Here is a 20,998-nt window from a genome sequence, read left to right on the forward strand (position 1 = left end):
GGCAGTCATGAGCACTCTTGAGCCCGATCGCGGGACTGGTACGGGGACCCTCGTAGAGCCGACGCCGCAGGTGTCCCACGGCGACGGCGACCACGAGCGCTTCGCCCACTACGTCCAGAAGGACAAGATCATGGAGAGCGCGCTCGGGGGCACCCCCGTCGTCGCGCTCTGCGGCAAGGTCTGGGTTCCGGGCCGCGACCCGAAGAAGTACCCGGTCTGCCCCATGTGCAAGGAGATCTACGAGTCCATGGGCCCCGGCGGGGACAAGGACAAGGGCGGCAAGGACGGGAAGTAGTCCTCCGGCCCGCCTGAAGCAGGACGAAGGCCCCCGGTGCGCGGATGTGCGCCCCGGGGGCCTTTTCCGTACCCCCGGGGCGGGTTAGGGTCGGCCGCGACGAGCACGGTGCGGAACGGGCGTTGCGCACTGTGCAACAGGCTGGCTGCTGTGAAGGGCTGACGCATGGACCTGATCCCCGTACCCCAGGTCGCGGTTCCGGACGGGGGCGGCCGCCGCCTCGTGCTGGGGCCCGAGCCGGTCCTGACGGCCGGGCCGGGCTCCGAGGGAGTCGCCCGGTGGCTGCGCCGGGAGCTGGGTTCCGCCACCGGCTGGAGCCTGCCGGCCGCGGCGGCCGGTGCGCGCGGCGACGTACGGCTGCGGATCGATCCGGAAGGCGCCGGCGAACTCGGGCCGGAGTCCTACGGGATCACCGTCGACGCCGACGGAGTGGAGCTGACCGGCGCGAGCCCGGCCGGGCTGTTCTGGGCCGCCCAGACGCTGCGTCAGCTCCTGGGCCCCGACGCCTACCGGAAGGCCCCGCTGCCCGGCCGGACCTGGAGCCTGCCGTACGTGGGCATCGCGGACGGCCCCCGCTTCGCGTGGCGCGGCCTGATGCTCGACGTCGCCCGGCACTTCCTGCCCAAGGACGCGGTGCTGCGGTACATCGACCTGCTCGCCGCCCACAAGCTCAACGTGCTCCACCTGCACCTGACGGACGATCAGGGCTGGCGGGTCGAGATCAAGCGCTACCCGAGGCTCACCGAGGTCGGCGCGTGGCGGGCCCGCAGCCGGTGGGGCCACCGGGCCTCGCCGCTGTGGAACGAGACCCCGCACGGCGGCTTCTACACCCAGGACGACCTGCGCGAGATCGTCGCGTACGCGGCGGAGCGGCACGTGCGGGTGGTGCCGGAGATCGACGTGCCGGGGCACTCGCAGGCCGCGATCGCCGCGTACCCGGAGCTCGGGAACACCGACGTCGTGGACACGGCCGCACTCGGGGTGTGGGACGACTGGGGCATCAACGAGAACGTGCTCGCGCCCACCGAGGCCGTCCTGCGGTTCTACGAGGGGGTCTTCGAGGAACTGCTGGAGCTGTTCCCGGCCGAGGTCTCGCCCTTCGTGCACATCGGCGGCGACGAGTGCCCCAAGGCGCAGTGGAAGGCCTCCGCGGTCGCGCAGGAGCGGATCCGCGAGCTGGGGGTCGACGGCGAGGACGGTCTGCAGTCCTGGTTCATCCGGCACTTCGACGGCTGGCTCGCCGAGCGCGGCCGCCGGCTCATCGGCTGGGACGAGATCCTGGAGGGCGGCCTGGCTCCGGGAGCGGCCGTGTCCTCCTGGCGCGGCTACGCGGGCGGCATCGCCGCCGCCGAGGCCGGCCACGACGTGGTGATGTGCCCCGAGCAGCAGGTGTACCTGGACCACCGTCAGGCGGGCGGCGGGGACGAGCCGATGCCCATCGGGTACGTACGGACATTGGAGGATGTGTACCGGTTCGAACCGGTACCGCCGAAGTTGTCCGAAGAGGCCGCCGCCCACGTGCTGGGCGCGCAGGCCAACGTGTGGACCGAGGTGATGGAGGACCAGAGCCGCGTCGACTACCAGGCGTTCCCGCGCCTCACCGCCTTCGCCGAGGTGGTGTGGTCCCGGCTGCCGCGGCCCGAGGAGCGGGACTACGCGGACTTCGAGGCGCGGATGACGGCGCACTACCGGCGCCTGGACGCCCTCGGGGTCGGCTACCGGCCGCCGGGCGGCCCGTTGCCGTGGCAGCGCAGGCCCGGAGTGCTCGGCCGCCCGATCGAGGGAGCGCCCCCGAACGTGTGACGAGCCCTTCCGGGGATGAGCCGCGGTGGCGGCACAGCGGCGGCGCCGGCGGGGAACGCGGCGCCGCCCGCGCGGGATCGAGGCCGGATCGAGGCCGGAGCGAGACCCGATCACGGCCGGATCCCAGCCCGGTCGCGGCCGGATCACGGCGTGATCGCGCTGGTGGTGCGGGGGCCGTGCGGGGGCCCGTACGGGGGCTGCGCGCAGGGCTTCGCGGGGGTGGTGCGCCGGTGGTGCGCGGGCGGTGGACCCTCGCGTCCGGTGCTCCGGAAGATGTGCCAGAGTTGCCACCTCCCGGCGGTGAGCACGTACCGTACGGCGGACAGGCGTGAGCGCCGGGACCGGGACATCGGGAAGGGGCAGCTGGGTTGACCACGCACGCACCGCAGGCACGGGATTCGTCCCAGGGGCCCCGCAGCGACCCGCGGGCGGGGAACGCGGCGCAGTCCGTGACGCTGCCGGCCTCGCTCGACGAGGCCGTGGCGGCGCTCGCGGCCATGCCCGCCGCCGTCCCCGTGGCGGGCGGCACCGACCTCATGGCCGCCGTCAACGCGGGACTCCTGCGCCCCGCCGCCCTGGTGGGCCTCGGCCGGATCAACGAGATCCGCGGCTGGCAGTACCAGGACGGCCACGCGCTCCTCGGCGCCGGCCTCACGCACGCGCGCATGGGCCGGCCGGACTTCGCCGCCCTCATCCCGGCCCTGGCCGCCGCCGCGCGCGCCTCGGGCCCGCCGCAGATCCGCAACGCCGGCACGCTGGGCGGCAACATCGCCACGGCCGCGCCGACCGGTGACGCGCTGCCCGTGCTGGCCGCGCTGGAGGCCGTGCTCGTCATCGTCGGACCCGGCGGATCGCGGCGCGAGATCCCGGTCTCGCACCTGCTCGCCGGCCGGGAGATGCTCCGCCCCGGAGAGCTGATCGGCTTCGTGCGGGTGCCGTTGCTGCACGCGCCGCAGGTGTTCCTCAAGGCCACGGGACGTACGGGACCGGGGCGCGCGGTGGCGTCCGTGGGACTCGTACTGGACCCCGCGCGCCGGGGCGTGCGCTGCGCGATCGGCGCGGTCGCCCCGATGCCGCTGCGGCCGCTGGAAGCCGAGCAGTGGGTTGCTTCGTTGATCGACTGGGACGGGGACCGCAGTCTGGCCCCCGAGGCGCTGGAAGCCTTCGGCGAGTACGTCGCGGCGGCGTGCGTCCCCGACCAGGGGGAGCCGGTGGCTCCCGCAGTACTGCATTTGCGGCGGACGGTGGCCGTGCTGGCACGGAGGGCCCTGGGGAGGGCGCTGAGCTCATGAGTGAGAACGAGAACACGGGTACCGCGGGTCCGACGGGGTCCACGGGTCCCCACTGGGGCTGGGAGCCGGTGCCGCACGGCGGCGAGTACGACTCCGACGCGACCGCCTTCGTGAAACTGCCGCAGGACATGCTGGACGCGCTCGGCACCGGGGAGCCCCTCGCGGCCCCCGGGCACGGCTACGTGCCGCCGCCGATGATCGTGCCGCTGGGTACGGGGAGTACGGATCCGGCGGCCACGGGCACGTGGACGATCCCGGTGCAGTGGCCGGAGGCCGGCGCGTCGGCTCCGGTGGACGCGGGTGCGGGCGCGGGAGGTTCGGGGTCCGCGGCGCGGGCTCCGATCCCGGCGTCGGTGCCGATCCCTGCATCGGTGGCCGCGGCCTTCGCGGATCCGGCGGCGGAGCCGGTGGCCGAGCCCGTCGCGGAGACCTTCGGGCAGCCCCACGCGGAGCCTTTCGCGGAGTCCTTCGCAGAGCCTTTCGGCGAGCCCTTCGGCGAGCCCTTCGCGGGGAACCGGGCCGCGGTGCACGAGCCGGGGTCCACCGCCGAGTGGCGGTTCCCCGAGGCGGAGGCGAGCGACGTGTGGACGCCCGGAGGCGCGGGCGACACGGGCAGCTTCGGGCAGCTCGCGGCCTCGGCCGACTGGAGCCGGGCCCCCGCGACACTGCCCGGCGGGGCCGCGGCTCCGTGGGCGGCCCATCCGGACTTCGAGGGCGCGCGCGGGTACGTGGCGCAGCAGCCGGGCGGGGACGGGCCGGGCTCGGACGGGCCGCGTTCCGACGGTGCGGGGTCCGAGGGTCTGGGTTCCGACCCGCTGGGCTCCGGGGTGTTCCCCGGGGTCTTCGCACCGGCCGGCGGATCCTTCGGCTCGGGCCCGGGGCGCGGACCGCGCGTGCTGGGCGGCCCGGGGGTCGGTACCCCGCTGGACGGGGAGCCGGGCTACCCGGCCCCGCACGACATCGAAGCCGCCCACGGTCCGGCGCAGGTCCCGGACTCGGGGGAGCGGCCGCATCCGGGGGGCGAGGGCGAAGCCCGGGGTGACGAAGCCCGGGGTGGCGAGGAAGCCCGGGGTGCTGACGGAGCGCGGAGCGCTGACGGAGCCGGGGCCGTCGAGGTCGAGGGGGTCGCGGGCGAAGCCGCGGATCCGGCCGGAGCCGGGGCCGTCGAGGCGCAGCAGGGTGACGGCGGAGCCGTGCCGGCCGGCGGCGAAGCCGGGGCCGCGCCCGCGCCGGGTACGGAGGACGCCGACCTGGCTGTCCAGGCGGCTTCTGCGGAGACGGCCGAAGGGGTTTCGGGCGAGCGGGCGACGTACGAGGAAGAAGACGCCGATGCGGCGGACGCCGCGGCCGTCGCACATCACGAGCACCCGTCGGCCTCCTACGTCCTGCGCGTCAACGGCGCCGACCGCCCCGTCACCGGCGCGTGGATCGGCGAGTCCCTCCTCTACGTGCTGCGCGAGCGCCTCGGCCTCGCCGGCGCCAAGGACGGCTGCTCGCAGGGCGAATGCGGCGCCTGCGCCGTGCAGGTCGACGGCCGGCTCGTCGCCTCCTGCCTCGTCCCGGCGGCCACCGCGGCGGGCAGCGAGGTCCGGACCGTGGAAGGTCTCGCGACCGACGGGGAACTGTCGGACGTACAAGAGGCGTTGTGCAGGTCGGGTGCGGTGCAGTGCGGGTTCTGCGTCCCCGGCATGGCCATGACCATCCACGATCTGCTGGAAGGCAACCACGCCCCCAGCGAGCTGGAGACCCGCCAGGCCCTGTGCGGCAACCTCTGCCGCTGCTCCGGCTACTCGGGCGTCATCGAGGCCGTGCGCGAGGTCGTGGCCGAGCGCGGATCGGCGGCCGAAGCGGCCGCCGCGGCCTCCGCCGAGGCCCGGATCCCGCACCAGGCCCCGCCGGGCGAGGGCGGCGTCCACGGCATGCAGGGCAACGAGGGCAACCACGGCGACCAGGGCAACCAGGGGAACCACGGGATGCAGGGCAACCACGGCAACCACGAGGGAGGCACGGCGTGAGCGCCCACGACGCGGCGACGGTCCCGGCAGCGGTCACGACACCGGTTTCCGAGGGCGCGGAGCCGGCGGAGTCGGCCGTCCCGCGCGGCATCGGCGCGTCCGTCTCGGCCACCGACACCCGGGCCAAGACCGAGGGCACCTTCCCCTACGCCGCCGACCTGTGGGCCGAGGGCCTCCTCTGGGCCGCCGTGCTGCGCTCTCCGCACGCCCACGCCCGCATCCTCTCCATCGACACCTCCGCCGCCGCCGAAATGCCCGGCGTGCGGGCCGTCGTCACCCACGCCGACGTCCCCGGCGCCACCACGCACGGCCGCCGCATCGCCGACCGGCCCGTCTTCGCGCACGACGTGGTCCGCCACCACGGCGAGCCCATCGCCGCCGTCGCCGCCGACCACCCGGACACCGCACGCCTCGCGGCCGCCGCGATCGCCGTCGAGTACGAGCTCCTCGACCCGGTCACCGACCCCGAACAGGCCTTCGGCGCCCCCGACCTGCACCCCGACGGCAACCTGATCCGGCACATCCCGCTGCGCTACGGCGACCCCGAAGCCACCGGCGAGTTCGTCGTCGAGGGCCTCTACCGCATCGGCCGCCAAGACCCCGCCCCCATCGGCGCCGAGGCCGGACTGGCCGTACCGCGCCCCGACGGCGGCGTGGAGATCTACACCGCCTCCACCGACCCGCACACCGACCGCGACCTGGCCGCCGCCTGCTTCGGCCTCGAACCGGACCGCGTACGGGTCGTGGTCACCGGGGTCCCCGGCGCGACGGCCGACCGCGAGGACGCCGCCTTCCAGCTCCCGCTGGGCCTGCTCGCCCTGCGCACCGGCTGCCCGGTCAAACTGGCCGCCACCCGCGAGGAGTCCTTCCTCGGCCACCCCCACCGCCACCCGACGCTGCTGCGCTACCGCCACCACGCGGACGCCGACGGCCGGCTGGTCAAGGTCGAGGCCCAGATCCTGATGGACGCGGGCGCGTACGCGGACGCCTCCTCGGAATCCCTCGCGGCAGCCGTGGCCTTCGCCTGCGGCCCGTACGTGGTCCCGCACGCCTTCGTCGAAGGCTGGGCGGTCCGTACGAACAACCCCCCGTCGGGCCACGTGCGCGGCGAAGGCGCCATGCAGGTCTGCGCGGCCTACGAGGGCCAGATGGACAAGCTGGCGGCCGCCCTCGGCATGGACGGCGCCGAACTGCGCCTGCGCAACGTCCTGGCCACCGGCGACCTGCTCCCGACCGGCCAGACGGTCACCTGCCCCGCCCCCGTCGCGGAACTCCTGCGCGCGGTGCGCGACCACGAACTGCCCGCCCTCCCCAAGGACACCCCGGAGGAGGAGTGGCTGCTCCCGGGCGGCCTGGAGGGCGCGGGCGAGCCGGGCGCGGTACGGCGCGGCGTCGGGTACGGGGTCGGCATGGTCCACATGCTCGGCGCGGAGGGCACCGACGAGGTGTCCACGGCGACCGTGAAGATCGTCGGCGGCGCGGCCACGGTCATCTGCGCGGCCGTCGACACCGGCCAGGGCTTCTCCACGCTCGCCCGCCAGATCGTCCAGGAGACCCTGGGCGTGGACGAGGTCGTCACCGCCCCGGTCGACACCGACCAGCCGCCGGCGGGCCCCTCCGCCCACGGCCGCCACACCTGGGTCTCGGGCGGCGCCGTCGAGCGGGCCGCGAAGATGGTCCGTACGCAGCTCCTCCAGCCGATGGCCCACAAGCTCGGCATGTCCACCGAACTCCTCCAGATCGCGGATGGCCGGATCACGTCGTACGACGGAGCCTTCTCCACGACCGTCGCGGAAGCGATGGAGGGCAAGGAACTTTGGGCCACCGCCCAGTGCCGCCCCCACCCGACGGAGCCGCTGGACGGCGACGGCCAGGGCGACGCCTTCGTCGGCCTCGCCTTCTGCGCGATCCGCGCGGTGGTCGACGTGGACATCGAGCTCGGCTCGGTACGCGTCGTGGAACTCGCGGTCGCCCAGGACGTCGGCCGCGTCCTCAACCCCCGCCAGCTGGCGGCCCGTATCGAAGCGGGCGTCATCCAGGGCGTCGGCGCGGCCCTGACGGAGAACCTCCGCACCGCCTCGGGCCTGATCCGCCACCCCGACCTCACGGGCTACGCCCTGCCCACTTCCCTGGACGCCCCGACGGTCCGCATCGTCAAACTCGTCGAGGAACGCGACGTGGTGGCCCCCTTCGGAGCCAAGCCGGCGAGCGCCGTCCCGGTGGTCACGGCCCCCGCGGCGGTGGCCTCGGCGGTCCGCGCGGCCACGGGCCGCCCGGTCAACAGGCTCCCGATCCGGCCATCGGCGGCAGTGGCGGCGCCCAACTCGTAACCTTGTGACCCTGATTGCACCTGCAACCCGGAACTTGGGCCTGTCGGCGTCTGTCGATAGAGTGTTTGTGGACACTGGCGACGTGCGTGTGCGAATGCGCGCGAAGCCGTGCGAACGGGGACGACGGGGAGTCGGGGAGGCCATCGTGGCAGTGGACTATGGGCCGGGCGTGTTCGGAGTGGACTTCGGTGTGGGCGTTGCCTCGCCGGCGGCTCTGGGCGCGCTCCAGGTCGAATACGAATCGCTGACGGACTACAAGAAGCGGGTCGACGGTCTGCTGGCGAAGCTGGTCGAGTCTCCGGCGAGCGACAAGAAACTGGCGGACGGCACCCTCCCGGAGAACTCCCTGGGCGAGGGCTTCGCGGAGGCCAAGCGGCTGTTCACGGCCTACTCGAACGTGCACACGCAGTTGCTCGCGCTGTCGAAGGGGCTGGCTGACCAGATCGAGGGGCTCAGCTTCGCGATTCAGACGAGCCACGGCGGTTTCGAGGGCGTTGACGAGGACACGAAGCGGCGGATGCTGGCGATCAGCAAGCAGGCCGACGCGAACTACGTCCCGGAACGGGACCCGTTGGCGCCGCCGCCTCCGCACAGCTCGGCTTCGCACGGAGGCTCGTCGGCAGAAACTCAGGTGGACTTCTGATGGCGACGAACTTCGAGAGCCACACGCACCAGCAGCTGCTGGCCATGCTCGCCTCGGCCAACGCGGAGACCCTCAAGGCGCGCGGTGCCCAGCTGACGGACGCCGCGGCGACCATCAAGGAGATCGGCGAAAGCCTCAAGGACCACCGGGTGACCGGCTGGGAAGGCGAATCGGCCACGGCCTTCCAGGACTGGGTGAGCCGCGCGGGCAACGCGACGCTGCGCCTGAGCGAGTACAGCGCCGAGGGCGGCAAGCAGCTGACGCAGGCCAGCCAGGTCGTCATCGAGGTCAAGGCCAACATGCCGACGTACGACAGCGGGGCCGCGGCCAATCTGGAGGCCTCCCGCGAGTACCGCAACGACCCCGACGCGGCGCAGATCGGCCAGCAGGCACACTCGAAGCTGAGCGGCGACCGGCAGCAGGCGATCCAGCAGATGACGAAGCTGGCGCAGGGGTACGAGGCTTCGGCTACTGGGATGGAGATGGCGGAGATTCCGACGTTTCCGAAGTGGCCGGATCCCTTCGTCCCACCGCACGTCGACGGTGCGGAGACGATGGCGCGTTCTGGTGGGACCTCTGGCGCAGGAGACTCCTCACATGCGCCCGTGACGGGCGGGTCCAGCGGTTCATCGTCGGCCTTTGTCCCGCCTTCCGGGGCGCCAGCAGGGCAGGGTGGCACATCGACTGGGGTACCGGGCCCCGCACCAGGCACGGCACCGGGTCCCGTTCCGGTGCCCCCGGACCGCAACATCGGCACCGGTCTCGATAACGTCGGCCCGGCGCCGAGTACGACCCTTCCCCCGGCTCCGGGAGTGCCCGGAAGCCCAGGTCCGGTCGGACCGGGTGGCGGCGGTTCGGGTATCACCCCCGGCGGGTTCGTCCCGCCCGTGACGCTGCCGCCGGGCGGTGGCGTACAGAAGCCGATCGGCGGTGGCGGCCCGGGCAGCTTTGGTCCCGTCGGTACCGTTCCCGGCGCTGGTGGAATGGGTGGGAAGGGGGGCGGACCAGGTGGTGTTGCCGGTCTGCCCCCGCGCGACAGCGGCATTTCGGGCGGTCGGCCGGTGACGCCCAGCGGGCCGGGCGCGAGCATTCCCCGTGGCACGGTCATCGGTGGTGAGGGCGCGCAGGCGGCCGGGCGCGGTATGGGCATGGGCGGCGGTATGGGTATGGGGGGTGGCGGAGCGCAAGGCGGTCTCGGCAGCCCCACGGCCGGTCGTCGCCTCGCGAGCGAACCGGGCGGCGTCGTCGGTGGACGCCAGCCAGGTGTGGGCGGTCGCTCAATCTCTGGCGGGCAGCCCTTTACCCAGGGTGGTTCCGGGCTGGTTCGCGGCGCATCGGGTGCGAGCCCGATGGCTGGTCCGATGGGTCACGGTGGCGCGGGTGCACCTGCTTCGGGCCGACGTGGCGATGGCCGGCAGGGTGAGCGCCCTGACTACCTGGCTGAGGACGAAGAGACGTGGCGGGGCGATGGTCGTGTCGTTCCGCCGGTGATCGACTGAGTGGAGCGGACGTTGCACGGGATGCGTATGCGTAGGGCGGGCGCGGTCTTGGCGGGTTTCCTGCTGGCGGGGGTCGCGGCGACCCCCGCCCATGCGGAGACCATTCGGTCGCAGCAGTGGCATCTCACGTCGATGAAGGCAGATGACATCTGGAAGACCAGTACAGGTAAGGGTGTCACGGTCGCCATCATTGACAGCGGCGTTGACTCCATCCCAGAACTGGAAGGCCAAGTCCTACCGGGCAAGGACTACGCCACCAGCTACAAGGGCGATGAGCGAACGGATTGGAATAACCACGGCACGACCATGGCGGCGATCATTGCGGCTAGTGGGAAACACCCCAGCGGCGACGGATCGTTCGGGCTTGCTCCTGGAGCCAAGATTCTCCCGATTCGTGTGCCGCAGGGGGAGAATGCGTCCAATCCGATTTGGACCGAAGCGATTCGGTATGCGGCTGACTCGGACGCGAAGATCATCAACATCTCCATGGCTACATCCGTAGAAGACCCGGCGCGCATCGAAGCAGTGAAGTACGCCCTCTCAAAGGGGAAGCTGATCTTTGCTGGTGTGGGTAACAATGGGGATGCGGGAAACAGAGTCCTTTACCCGGCTGCAACGCCAGGCGTGGTGGGCGTTGGTGCCATCGACAAAAACGGGAAAGCAACCGCAGAGTCACAGCACGGGCCGCAAGTCGACTTGACCGCTCCGGGCGCCGACATCGTTACGGCTTGCGCCAGCGAAACCCAACTGTGCAAGAACCACGGCACCAGTGATGCCACAGCCCTCGCCTCCGCCTCCGCCGCGCTGATCTGGTCCGCCCACCCCGACTGGACCAACAACCAGGTGCTCCGGGTCATGATGAACACTGCCGGCAAGCCCGTCGACGGCGCCGAGCGCAGCGACTTCGTCGGCTACGGCGTCGTCCGCCCCCGCATCGCGGTACCCAACCCCGGCGACCCCGGCCCCGCGGACGTCTACCCGCTCCCCGACCTGGCCGCAGCCGGCGGCGGGACGGGGACGAAGGCCCCGTCGGCCCCCTCGTCCTCCAGCCCCGAGGCGTCGGCCCCGGCCCCGCAGGCAGTCGGGAAGAAGGACGACGGCGTCGGCGGCAGCCACCTCCCCTGGCTGGGCCTTGGCCTCGGGCTCGGTGCCTGTCTGCTCATCGGTGGAGCCGTCACCGCTGTTGTCGTCCGGCGCCGGAGCCGCTGACTCGCGCCAAGGCGCGGAACCGTAAACCACCAAAGGCGGAAGGGAAGGCCACCGCATGTCGTTCGACGAGGAATGGTCCACGGCCCGGAGCACGGCAGCCGCCAACGTCTCCACGCGGCTCAACAGCGTCCCGGCAGCGCCCGGCCCGGGCGGTGGCAGTAGCGACCTCGAACTCGACCAAGACCACATCGGCGCGGTCGGCTCCGAGGCCTACCAGCTCCACACCCGGCTCTCCACCGACGGCAAGCACGCCGCCGCCTCCACCGCCGAGGCGGCCGGCGCGCTCTCGCGAGAGAACTTCGCGAGTGGTGCGGCCCTGCTCAAGGTCAACACCCGCTGGGAGAGCCAGCTCAAGACCCTCGTCGCCGCCTGCGCGAACATCTCCAACGGCCTGAACTACTCCCTCTCCTCGCACAGCAAGGAAGAGCACCAGTTGCACGCCGATTTCACGGCCTCCAAGATCGACCAGCTCCTCAAGTAGCGAAGGCAGCGGACACGTGCTGACGTACGAGAACGTGATGAACGCGCCCCTGGGCCCGCTCCAGACCGCGATCACCGACTGGGCCGCGATGGTCAAGAAGCTGGACGAACTGGCGGAGTCGGCCCGCAACGGCATGAAGGCCAAGTCGGACAAGGCCCAGTGGAACGGCGTCACGGCGGGCGTCGCCCGCCCCTTCATCGACAAGACGGCCAAGGAGTTCGAGGACGCGGCCCAGGAGGCCAAGGGAATTCACAAGGCGCTCACCGAGGGCCACGAGGCCTTCAAGGCCTCGCGCGAGCAGCTCCAGAAGATCGCCGACGTCGAGGCCCCCGCCGCCGGCTTCCGGGTGGGTGCCAACGGCAAGGTCGAGGCGGCTCCCTTCGCAAGCGACGCGGACCGGTACGCCGCCCGCCACGACCCGGACTACCTGGAGTCCGTCCGTGTGAACATCCCGCTCTGGCAGGCGAAGGTCGACGCGGTCATCGACAACTGCGACGACGTCGACCAGTCACTGGTCCGCATCCTCGCCGCCAACGTCACGGACGACAACAACTTCACCGTGGCCAAGTACGGCAGCCTCGACGCCGAACAGGCCGCCCGTGCCGCGGAGCTCGCGAGGAAGGGCCGCGGGCTCACGCACGAGGAGCTCGTCGAGCTCAATGAGCTGCTGGCCGACAACGCGAAGGTGCCGGAGTTCTCGACGAGGTTCTACGAGGCGCTCGGCCCCAAGGGCGCGCTGGAGTTCTTCGGAACGATGTCCACGGACACCTTCGACTACGCGAAGCAGGATCCGCAGCGGCTGGGGGACGTACAGGAACTCCAGCGGAACCTGGGCCTCAACCTCGCCACGGCCACGAACTCCGGGACCGAACCGCACCTGCCGGACAGCTTCGCCCAGGACCTGCGCAGACTCGGCACCGAGCGCATCCCGCTGGCCCGCTACGACCAGAACCCGCCCTACGGTTACCAGTTGCTCGGCGGCATCATGCGCTACGGCGCCTACGACCCCAAGTTCCTGGTCCCGATCGCCGAGCACGCCACCCAGATCCACGCCAAGGACCCGGACTTCTTCAACGGGGCACGCCAGATCAACGGCTACGGCAAGAACATGCTCAACCCGTCGGGTATCAACGGCGCCGGCTACGACCCGGTGGTCAGTTTCCTGGAGGCCCTGGGGCACAGCCCGGAGGCAGCCCGGCAGTTCTTCGACCCGGACGCGTCCCCGCAGGCGTACAACATGGACGGCACGGAGAAGTCCGGCCCCCCTGACCTGGGCAAGGGACCGGACAAGAAGCCGATCACGAGCTACCTCGACTTCTTCGCCAACGACAAGTACGACTTCACCATCGACATGGAGGGCACGAACCCGGACGACCTGAAGAAGGTCCAGACGTACATGCCGGACGCTCTTGGCCACGCCCTCGAAGCGGCGACGCTGGGCCGTGCCTGGGATGACCCGAAGCCTGTCCTCGATCGGACCGAGTCAGGTGCACATGTCATGGAAGCCGTCGTCGCCAAGTACGGCGGTGACGCCGGCCTGCTCAAGGCCCACGAGTCGCTTGCCGACAGCCTTGGCCATATGACCGCCGGATACATCGACGATGTGAACGCGGCGCTGGACGACAAGGGGACCGACAGCGTCTTCTCGCCGGGGCCGGGTGACAAACAGGCGCACGCAGCGTTCGGCCGGGAGGGCGCCCGTGATCTCCTCAGCGCTCTGGGGCAGCATCCGGACGCGTATGCGACCGTCTCCACAGCCGAGCGAATCCATGCGTCGAGCGTGCTGGAGACGCAGGGATTCCACGACGGGCAGATCGACGAAGGCAGGGCTCGGGCGACGATCCGCACCTCCGCCGAAGTCCAGGGGATGCTGGACGAGTCCAGGGCCGGTCAGGTCAAGGCCATGGGCGATTGGAAGCACGAGGAGTACGAGAAGGCCCACGAAAAGCAAGCCGCGTGGGTCGAGTTCGCCACTACGGGGGCACTGGTCGCGGGTGTCGCCTTTCTGCCGGCCACCGCTGCCGCCGCGGGCGCCGCGGCCATCCTCGTGCCCTTGGCCGTGGACCTGGGCAGCGGGGCTGTCGAGCAGGCTGCCTCGCAGGTCGTCGGCGAGTGGTCCGACGGTGCTGTGGAGCGGCACAAGGACGAGGGCGAAGCAAAGGTTCATGCCACGAACAAGCAGATGTACCAGGCGGGCGAGCACAGCGCGGAGGCGCCGATGAAGCAGTTCATCGAACGCCACGACATCGACCCGAACAGCAACTTCGGAAACGATCTCATCGAGTCGCAGCGCGACGGATACCAGGTGGGCAACTCTCGCGCCGTCCAGCAAGGACACGAGGCAGAAACGGGCAAGCCGAAGCCATGAGGAAAAACGTCGGAAGGCCGCGCTCGATCGTTTCGGTCCGCTTGGTGGCCCTCGGTGTCCTGGGTTCCCTGGCCGTGAGCTGCGGATCCACACCGGAGAGCGAGAAGTCGCCGGAACCGAAAACCGTGTCCGTGGGGCAGGTCTGCGGGGGAACGCTGTTCACGCCCGAGGCGGGCACCGCCCTGGAGCGGTTGATGGGCATCTCGGAATTCGTCGTCGAAGACGGGCAAGCGGATCTGAGCGCAGATGGCATCGCCAGGGTGATGGAGCAAAACTATCGGTCGGGCAGAGACGTCGTGGACGCGGACGCTGCGCAATGCCGGATCAAGGGAGCCCCGAAGCAGTCGGAGGGCGGGAAGCCCCGCTCAGCGCAGGCCGCGGTGGTCTTCCTGGGCCACACACGGTCCGCCGCCGAACCGAGCGGGCCGAGACTTCTTCGTGAGGGCAGGGCGCACACGGTCAAGTTCGATTGCGTGAGTTCCCGCGTCGGGTCCACCCGGCAGGTCCCCTTGAGGATCAGTGCCGCTTTCACCGTTGTCGAAGGCGACGCGTCCGGCAAAGCGACAGCCGCCGCCGACGCTCTCGTGCTCGTGCATTCCGCGGCCGTCTCGGTGGCCGAAGAGCTGCGCTGCGAGAACAACGGCGGGCTTCCGGGCCGCCCCGGGGAACTGGAGAAGTTCGCATCCGAACCCTAGGGCGGGCAAGGCGAAGGCCGCTCAGGGGAGCGCCTTCCCCTGAGCGGCCTTCGCCGTGGAAGCCGTGACCGGAATCGAACCGGCGTAACTCGCTTTGCAGGCGAGTCCCTAAACCACTCGGGCACACGGCTGTGTGGTGGTGATGGGTATGACCGTACGAGGGTGCGGGAGGGCGGGGGAAGGGGTGCCGGGGTCGTGCAATGCGACTGCCATGCCGCGTTCACAGTCCAGGGTGCGGAGCGCGGTCCTTGCGGCCCGGTCTCGCGGCTGCTGCCCGGTCACTGCCCCGGCTCAGAGCTCCTTGGTGGTGTTCAGGCGAGTGATCTCGGCAGCGTAGGCGGCGGTGCGGAGCGCCGATGTGCCGGAGACGTACAAGCCGGTGCCGACCGAGGCCAGGGGCAGGGAGAGGAGGAGGGCGGCGAGCATCGGGCCCCAGTCGCGCTCGGCGTCACAGCGTTCGCCGTCGTCGTTGACGTACGACACCGCGAACCTCCTGCTGTCCTGGTGGAAGGCGCGGGACTCGCACTCGACGGGCTTGAAGTCCCCGCCCTGGTCGACGCTGAAGGGGAAGACGAGCAGGTAGCCGATCCAGAGCCAGATGAGGGCGGCCGCGGCCAGCAATCCCCGGCCCCACCCCTGCTGGCGCAGGCCGCGCACACGGAACTCTCTGTCGTATATCTGTGCCAATGAGTTCATGGAGGCGAAGCTAGCGCAGGCCGGTCGCCCGGGACGTGGGCAAGCCGTCGGGGGCCGGTAGGCCTAGGGCCAGGGGCCGAGGTGGGATACGCCGAAAGGACAGGGTCGATATGGGGGGACGCACCTTACGCTGGGGCGATGAGCGTCCTCCCGCAGCGAGCTGCTGCACCCGCCGCACCGATACCCGGCCACCCGAAGGGCGGGGTCTTCGGGCCCGCGTACCGGACGCTCAGCATCGGGATCATCTCGGTCATCTTCCTGATCGCCTTCGAGGCCACCGCCGTCGGGACCGCCATGCCCGTGGCCGCCCGGGAGCTGGACGGGATCGCGCTGTACGCCTTCGCCTTCTCCGCCTACTTCACGACCAGTCTGTTCGGGATGGTGCTCTCGGGGCAGTGGGCCGACCGGCAGGGGCCGCTGCGGCCGCTGACCGTGGGGATCGGGTCCTTCGCCGCGGGGCTGGTGTGTTCCGGGACCGCCGGGGCGATGTGGATGTTCGTGCTCGGGCGGGCCGTGCAGGGGTTCGGCGGCGGGCTGGTCATCGTCGCGCTGTACGTGGTCGTCAGCCGGGCCTACGAGGAGCGGCTGCGGCCCGCGATCATGGCGGCCTTCGCGGCGAGCTGGGTCGTGCCCTCGATCGTCGGGCCGTTGGCGGCGGGGACCGTCACCGAGCACCTCGGGTGGCGCTGGGTCTTCCTCGGGATCCCCCCGCTGGTCTTCGTACCGCTCGCCGTGGCGCTGCCGGCGATACGGCGGAGCGCCTCCGGGCCGGTGGACCCCGAGGCTCCGCCCGTGGCGGTCGACCGGCGGCGGATCCGGCTGGCGCTGGGGATCTCGGTCGGGGCGGGGCTGCTGCAGTACGCGGCGCAGGACGTGAGGTGGCTGTCCCTGCTGCCCGGGCTCGCGGGGGCGGCGCTGCTGGTGCCCGCGGTGCTGGGGCTGCTGCCGCGCGGGACCTACCTGGCGCGGCGCGGGCTGCCGTCGGTGGTGCTGCTGCGGGGCGTGGCGGCGGGGTCGTTCATCGCCGCGGAGAGCTTCATCCCGCTGATGCTGGTCACCCAGCGGGGGCTGAGCCCGACGATGGCCGGGTTCTCGCTCGCGCTGGGCGGGGTGACGTGGGCGGCCGGCTCGTGGGTGCAGTCGCAGGGGCGGACGGCGCCGTACCGGGAACGGCTGATGGTACTGGGCATGATCATGGTCGCCGTGGCGATCGCCGGGGCGCCGGCGGTGCTCGTGGAGTGGGTGCCGGTGTGGATCATTGCGCTGGTGTGGGCGCTGGGGTGCCTCGGGATGGGGCTCGTCATCGGGTCCACGAGCGTGCTGCTGCTGAAGCTTTCGGCGCCGGAGGAGGCGGGGGCCAACTCCGCCTCCCTGCAGATCTCGGACGCGCTGGCGAACGTGGTGCTGCTGGCTGCCGGGGGTGCGGCGTTTGCTGCGCTGGGTGGGGGAGCGGTGGGCTCCGCGGTGCACTCCGTGGGTGAGGGGGGTGGGGTTTCGCACCCCGGTGCGTTCGTGGTGGTGTTCCTGCCGATGGCCTGCGTGGCGCTGGTGGGGGCTTGGGTTGCCACCCGGCTGGATGCGGAGCCTCGGCGGGGCTGAGGCGCTTCGGCGGGTGCCCCGCCGTTGCCGGGGGCCGGCCCCCGGGGGCCCGCTCCTCAAGCGCCGGAGGGGCTGGATTTGGCCGGGGTCGGCCCTGTACGGGTTGGCGGGCCCGGGCCCGTGGTCCGGTGCCGCGCCGTTGCCGGGGGCCAGCCCCCGGGCCCCCGCTCCTCAGGCGCCGGAGGGGCTGGATTTGGCCGGTGTGGGTCTGAGCGTGCGGGCCCGTGGGGCGGGGGCTGGATTTGGCTGGTGTCGCTCTGAGCGTGCGGGCCGGTGGGGCGGGGGCTGGATTTGGCCGGTGTGGGTCTGAGCGTGCGGGCCCGTGGGGAGGGGCTGGATTTGGCTGGCGTCGGTCTGCGTGTGCGGGCCGGTGGGGTTGAAGGGTGCCGAGGCCGGTAATTCGGGGCAGCGTCGGGCCGAGCTGGCTAGCATCCGGGGATGGAAGAGCAGTTGATCATCGTCATGGCCGATGCCGAGCGGGCGGAGTTGGCCGATCTCGCCGATGCCACCGGGCAGAGCGTCGAGGAGGCCGTGCTGGCCGCCGTGCGGGGATGGGTGCGGGGGGAGCGGGAGCGGGCCGGGGGCGAGGCCTTGCGGCTGGCCGGGCGGCATGCCGGGTTGCTGAGGAGGCTCGGGGAATGAGCACCGGGAACATGACGCGGCACCTGACCCTCTCAGAGGTTCTCGACCTCGCGCGGCACGCCTGCCTCGCCCAGGACCAGCCCGTCGAGCTGCGCGCCCCCGGGCTGCTGGAGTCCGCGGTGCACCGGCCGCGGGCCCGGATGTTCGGGACCTCGGCGTACGAGGACACCTACGAGCAGGCGGCCGCCCTGCTGCACGGGATCGCGACGAACCACCCCCTCGTCGACGGGAACAAGCGCACCGCCTGGCTCGCCGCTGCCACCTTCCTCGCCCTCAACCGAGTCGATCTCGGTGACGCCGATGAGGATGCCGCGTACGGCCTGGTCATCGACGTGGCGGCGGGGAACGAGGAGGACATCGGGCGGATCGCGGAGCGGCTGCGCGCGCTCGCCCGGCGAATGTGACGCTCGCCGCACGCGCCGAGGTCACGGGCCTGTCCCTCCGCGAGGGGCGGGCCCGGGCCGGTAAGGTGGCCCGGTTGTCCTACGTACGACTGCCCGTACCGCTGGCCGTACCGATGCCCGGAATGCACGCCGCCCGGAACGGATACGCCGCCGAGAGCCCGAACCGGAGACCGTGACTACTACCGCCTCCCACCACCTCTCACCCGCCTTCCCCGGCCGCGCGCCGTGGGGTACCGCCAGCGCCCTGCGAGCTTGGCAGCAGGGTGCGCTGGACCGGTACCTGGAGACCCAGCCGCGCGACTTCCTCGCCGTCGCCACCCCCGGCGCCGGAAAGACCACCTTCGCCCTGACGCTCGCGTCCTGGCTGCTGCACCACCACGTGGTGCAGCAGGTGACCGTCGTCGCGCCGACCGAGCACCTGAAGAAGCAGTGGGCGGAAGCGGCCGCCCGGATAGGGATCCGGCTGGATCCTGATTACTCCGCGGGGCCGCTCAGCAAGGATTACCACGGGGTCGCCGTCACGTACGCGGGTGTGGGCGTGCGCCCGATGCTGCACCGCAACCGGTGCGAGCAGCGCAAGACCCTGGTGATCCTGGACGAGATCCACCACGCCGGTGACTCGAAGTCCTGGGGCGAGGCCTGCCTGGAGGCGTTCGATCCGGCGACCCGGCGGCTCGCCCTCACCGGTACGCCTTTCCGGTCCGATACGAATCCCATTCCTTTCGTGGCTTATGAGGAAGGGAACGACGGGATTCGGCGGTCCTCCGCCGATTACACGTACGGCTACGGGAACGCCCTCGGCGACGGGGTCGTGCGGCCCGTCATCTTCCTTTCCTACAGCGGCAACATGCGCTGGCGCACCAAGGCGGGCGACGAGATCGCCGCGCGCCTCGGCGAGCCGATGACCAAGGACGCCATCTCGCAGGCCTGGCGTACGGCGCTCGACGCGCGCGGCGACTGGATGCCGAACGTGCTGCGCGCCGCCGACCAGCGGCTGACCGAGGTCAGGAAGGGCATCCCGGACGCGGGCGGGCTGGTCATCGCCGCAGACCAGGACTCCGCGCGCGCGTACGCCAAGCTGATCCGGGAGATCACGGGGAGCAAGGCCACCGTCGTACTGTCCGACGACACCGGGGCCTCGAAGCGGATCGACGAGTTCGCCGCGAGCAACGACCGCTGGATGGTCGCCGTCCGCATGGTGTCCGAGGGCGTCGACGTACCGCGCCTCGCGGTCGGCGTGTACGCCACCACCATCTCGACCCCCCTGTTCTTCGCGCAGGCCGTCGGGCGCTTCGTGCGCTCGCGCCGGCGCGGCGAGACGGCCTCGGTGTTCCTGCCGACCATTCCCTACCTGCTGGGCTTCGCCAACGAGATGGAAGTCGAGCGCGACCACGTCCTCGACAAGCCGAAGAAGCAGGGCGAGGAAGACCCGTACGCCGACTCCGAGAAGGAGATGGAGGAGGCGAACAAGCAGGAGGACGAGGACACCGGCGACGAGGAGCAGATGTCCTTCGAGGCGCTGGAGTCCGACGCCGTCTTCGACCGGGTGCTGTACGACGGCGCCGAGTTCGGCATGCAGGCGCACCCGGGGAGCGAGGAGGAGCAGGACTACCTCGGCATCCCGGGACTGCTCGAACCCGACCAGGTGCAGATGCTGCTCCAGAAGCGGCAGTCGCGGCAGATCGCGCACAGCAAGCGCAAGCCGGACTCGGAGGCGGACCTGCTGGAGCTGCCGGCCGACCGGCGGCCCGTGGTCTCGCACAAGGAACTGCTGGAGCTGAGGAAGTCGCTGAACACGATGGTGGGCGCGTACGTCCACCAGAGCGGCAAACCGCACGGCGTGCTCCACACCGAACTGCGCCGCGTGTGCGGCGGACCGCCGAGCGCGGAAGCCACGGCGGGACAGCTGCGCGAGCGAATCAAGAAGGTCCAGGAGTGGGCCACCCGGATGCGGTGATTTCCTACGGAATCCGGCGCGGGGGGCGGGGGAGTTTTGTACGGTTCCCGCCCGCCCGGGCCACCGTAGCGGTGTCGACGCACCCGTGGTGGGAGGCCCCGAGAGGTCGTCCGGGGCCGTGCTCGGACATGAGCGGCCGTCAGGGCCCGAAGGTCACGAATTGACAGCGATGCGCGTTTTCAACCGGCATAAAACGGCAGTAGGCGCCCGGATTCTGGACGAGCTCTTCCGCTGAGCGAACCTGCTCGCTACTGTCCCCGCATCGAACGCCCCGTGGCAGCGCCGCCGCGGGAGCGCAGCCGGTGCCATGGCCGCTACCGGCGGCCTCTCCGTGCGTCGCCGAGGGACCGGCGGCGCTATCCCCAGAGAGTCACCGCCGCCCACCGAAAGAGGGAGAGGCGTCGTGACCGCGGAAACCTCCCAGACTCTCGACCGAGGACTCCGAGTTCTCAAACTGCTCGCCGACACCGACCACGGTCTGACCGTCACCGAGCTCTCCAACCGCCTCGGTGTGAACCGCACCGTGGTCTACCGCCTCCTGGCCACCCTCGAACAGCACGCCCTGGTCCGCCGCGACCTCGGCGGCCGCGCCCGCGTCGGGCTCGGAGTGCTGCGCCTGGGCCGCCAGGTGCACCCGCTCGTGCGCGAGGCGGCGCTGCCCGCGCTGCGCTCCCTCGCCGAGGACATAGGCGCCACCGCGCACCTGACCCTCGTGGACGGAACCGAAGCGCTCGCCGTGGCGGTCGTCGAGCCGACCTGGACCGACTACCACGTGGCCTACCGGCCCGGCTTCCGCCATCCGCTGGACCGCGGGGCAGCCGGCCGGGCCATCCTGGCCGCCCGCCAGGGCACGCTCATCGAGCCCGGGTACACGCTCACCCACGGAGAGCTCGAAGCGGGCGCCAGCGGCGCCGCAGCGCCGCTGGTGGGCATCACCGGGCTGGAGGGCAGCGTCGGCGTCGTCATGCTGGCCGACGCCGTGCCCGAGCGGGTCGGCCCGCGCGTGGTGGACGCCGCCCGCGAGGTGGCCGACGCCCTGCGCTGAGCCGCGCAGCCGCACGCGCAGCACA

At 71.7% G+C, this 20,998-nt stretch carries 18 protein-coding genes and 1 tRNA gene; 17 read left to right on the forward strand and 2 right to left on the reverse strand.

Annotation, left to right across the window (positions count from 1 at the left end):
- Positions 1 to 7: 7 nt before the first annotated feature.
- The 11 genes from OHA37_RS24020 (at position 8) to OHA37_RS24070 (ending at position 14,630) form a co-directional block, all read left to right on the forward strand.
- A complete protein-coding gene (locus OHA37_RS24020; RefSeq protein ID WP_243337322.1) occupies positions 8 to 295 on the forward strand; it encodes a DUF3039 domain-containing protein in 288 nt (95 codons plus the stop codon).
- A 165-nt stretch (positions 296 to 460) separates the two neighbouring features.
- The gene (locus OHA37_RS24025) at positions 461 to 2,098 is read left to right on the forward strand and encodes a beta-N-acetylhexosaminidase (RefSeq protein WP_266908374.1); all 1,638 of its coding nucleotides are present in this window, start codon (positions 461 to 463) and stop codon (positions 2,096 to 2,098) included.
- 368 nt (positions 2,099 to 2,466) lie between these two features.
- A complete protein-coding gene (locus OHA37_RS24030) occupies positions 2,467 to 3,390 on the forward strand; it encodes an FAD binding domain-containing protein (protein ID WP_443046207.1) in 924 nt (307 codons plus the stop codon).
- Positions 3,387 to 5,405 carry a 2Fe-2S iron-sulfur cluster-binding protein gene (locus tag OHA37_RS24035; protein WP_266908376.1) on the forward strand — a complete coding sequence of 673 codons (2,019 nt, stop codon included), beginning with the start codon at positions 3,387 to 3,389 and terminating at the stop codon, positions 5,403 to 5,405. Before OHA37_RS24030 ends, OHA37_RS24035 begins: the two co-directional genes overlap by 4 nt.
- On the forward strand, positions 5,402 to 7,735 hold the full coding sequence (locus OHA37_RS24040) for a xanthine dehydrogenase family protein molybdopterin-binding subunit (protein ID WP_443046208.1): 2,334 nt from the start codon (positions 5,402 to 5,404) through the stop codon (positions 7,733 to 7,735). Before OHA37_RS24035 ends, OHA37_RS24040 begins: the two co-directional genes overlap by 4 nt.
- A gap of 145 nt (positions 7,736 to 7,880) precedes the next feature.
- Positions 7,881 to 8,378 carry a hypothetical protein gene (locus OHA37_RS24045; RefSeq protein WP_266908378.1) on the forward strand — a complete coding sequence of 166 codons (498 nt, stop codon included), beginning with the start codon at positions 7,881 to 7,883 and terminating at the stop codon, positions 8,376 to 8,378.
- Entirely contained in the window at positions 8,378 to 9,877 is a 1,500-nt protein-coding gene (locus tag OHA37_RS24050) for a WXG100 family type VII secretion target (protein ID WP_266908380.1), read from the forward strand. Before OHA37_RS24045 ends, OHA37_RS24050 begins: the two co-directional genes overlap by 1 nt.
- Before the next feature lie 48 nt (positions 9,878 to 9,925).
- Positions 9,926 to 11,086, forward strand: coding sequence for a type VII secretion-associated serine protease mycosin (mycP, locus tag OHA37_RS24055; protein WP_266908382.1), 1,161 nt, complete (start codon positions 9,926 to 9,928; stop codon positions 11,084 to 11,086).
- A 55-nt stretch (positions 11,087 to 11,141) separates the two neighbouring features.
- Positions 11,142 to 11,567 carry a hypothetical protein gene (locus OHA37_RS24060; protein ID WP_266908384.1) on the forward strand — a complete coding sequence of 142 codons (426 nt, stop codon included), beginning with the start codon at positions 11,142 to 11,144 and terminating at the stop codon, positions 11,565 to 11,567.
- 16 nt (positions 11,568 to 11,583) lie between these two features.
- Entirely contained in the window at positions 11,584 to 13,935 is a 2,352-nt protein-coding gene (locus OHA37_RS24065; protein ID WP_266908386.1) for a hypothetical protein, read from the forward strand.
- 44 nt (positions 13,936 to 13,979) lie between these two features.
- Complete coding sequence (locus tag OHA37_RS24070; RefSeq protein WP_266908388.1) at positions 13,980 to 14,630, forward strand: hypothetical protein; 651 nt, start codon at positions 13,980 to 13,982, stop codon at positions 14,628 to 14,630.
- Between the two features lie 56 nt (positions 14,631 to 14,686).
- Here the strand turns inward: OHA37_RS24070 and OHA37_RS24075 are convergent.
- Both OHA37_RS24075 and OHA37_RS24080 read right to left on the reverse strand, forming a co-directional pair.
- Positions 14,687 to 14,761, reverse strand: a tRNA-Cys gene (locus OHA37_RS24075).
- A gap of 160 nt (positions 14,762 to 14,921) precedes the next feature.
- On the reverse strand, positions 14,922 to 15,326 hold the full coding sequence (locus tag OHA37_RS24080) for a hypothetical protein (protein WP_266908390.1): 405 nt from the start codon (positions 15,324 to 15,326) through the stop codon (positions 14,922 to 14,924).
- A 138-nt stretch (positions 15,327 to 15,464) separates the two neighbouring features.
- Between OHA37_RS24080 and OHA37_RS24085 the strand changes: the two genes are divergently transcribed.
- The 6 genes from OHA37_RS24085 (at position 15,465) to OHA37_RS24110 (ending at position 20,973) form a co-directional block, all read left to right on the forward strand.
- The gene (locus OHA37_RS24085; protein WP_266908392.1) at positions 15,465 to 16,925 is read left to right on the forward strand and encodes an MFS transporter; all 1,461 of its coding nucleotides are present in this window, start codon (positions 15,465 to 15,467) and stop codon (positions 16,923 to 16,925) included.
- A 438-nt stretch (positions 16,926 to 17,363) separates the two neighbouring features.
- Complete coding sequence (locus OHA37_RS24090) at positions 17,364 to 17,567, forward strand: hypothetical protein (protein ID WP_266908394.1); 204 nt, start codon at positions 17,364 to 17,366, stop codon at positions 17,565 to 17,567.
- Between the two features lie 11 nt (positions 17,568 to 17,578).
- Positions 17,579 to 17,971: a type II toxin-antitoxin system death-on-curing family toxin gene (locus OHA37_RS24095; protein ID WP_266913052.1), complete on the forward strand. Its 393-nt coding sequence runs from the start codon at positions 17,579 to 17,581 to the stop codon at positions 17,969 to 17,971.
- Positions 17,968 to 18,147: a hypothetical protein gene (locus tag OHA37_RS24100; RefSeq protein WP_266908396.1), complete on the forward strand. Its 180-nt coding sequence runs from the start codon at positions 17,968 to 17,970 to the stop codon at positions 18,145 to 18,147. The genes OHA37_RS24095 and OHA37_RS24100 overlap by 4 nt, the downstream gene beginning before the upstream one ends.
- Positions 18,144 to 19,928 carry a DEAD/DEAH box helicase gene (locus OHA37_RS24105; RefSeq protein WP_266877913.1) on the forward strand — a complete coding sequence of 595 codons (1,785 nt, stop codon included), beginning with the start codon at positions 18,144 to 18,146 and terminating at the stop codon, positions 19,926 to 19,928. The genes OHA37_RS24100 and OHA37_RS24105 overlap by 4 nt, the downstream gene beginning before the upstream one ends.
- 403 nt (positions 19,929 to 20,331) lie before the next feature.
- The gene (locus OHA37_RS24110) at positions 20,332 to 20,973 is read left to right on the forward strand and encodes an IclR family transcriptional regulator (protein WP_054222485.1); all 642 of its coding nucleotides are present in this window, start codon (positions 20,332 to 20,334) and stop codon (positions 20,971 to 20,973) included.
- Positions 20,974 to 20,998 lie beyond the last annotated feature (25 nt).

It is taken from the genome of Streptomyces sp. NBC_00335, from assembly GCF_036127095.1.
Lineage (GTDB): Bacteria > Actinomycetota > Actinomycetes > Streptomycetales > Streptomycetaceae > Streptomyces.

Coding starts and splice junctions, on each gene's coding strand:
- OHA37_RS24020 (WP_243337322.1), top strand. CDS start 8: ATGAGCACTCTTGAGCCCGATCGCGGGACTGGTACGGGGACCCTCGTA.
- OHA37_RS24025 (WP_266908374.1), top strand. CDS start 461: ATGGACCTGATCCCCGTACCCCAGGTCGCGGTTCCGGACGGGGGCGGC.
- OHA37_RS24035 (WP_266908376.1), top strand. CDS start 3,387: ATGAGTGAGAACGAGAACACGGGTACCGCGGGTCCGACGGGGTCCACG.
- OHA37_RS24050 (WP_266908380.1), top strand. CDS start 8,378: ATGGCGACGAACTTCGAGAGCCACACGCACCAGCAGCTGCTGGCCATG.
- OHA37_RS24060 (WP_266908384.1), top strand. CDS start 11,142: ATGTCGTTCGACGAGGAATGGTCCACGGCCCGGAGCACGGCAGCCGCC.
- OHA37_RS24080 (WP_266908390.1), bottom strand. CDS start 15,326: ATGAACTCATTGGCACAGATATACGACAGAGAGTTCCGTGTGCGCGGC.
- OHA37_RS24085 (WP_266908392.1), top strand. CDS start 15,465: ATGAGCGTCCTCCCGCAGCGAGCTGCTGCACCCGCCGCACCGATACCC.
- OHA37_RS24090 (WP_266908394.1), top strand. CDS start 17,364: ATGGAAGAGCAGTTGATCATCGTCATGGCCGATGCCGAGCGGGCGGAG.
- OHA37_RS24095 (WP_266913052.1), top strand. CDS start 17,579: ATGACGCGGCACCTGACCCTCTCAGAGGTTCTCGACCTCGCGCGGCAC.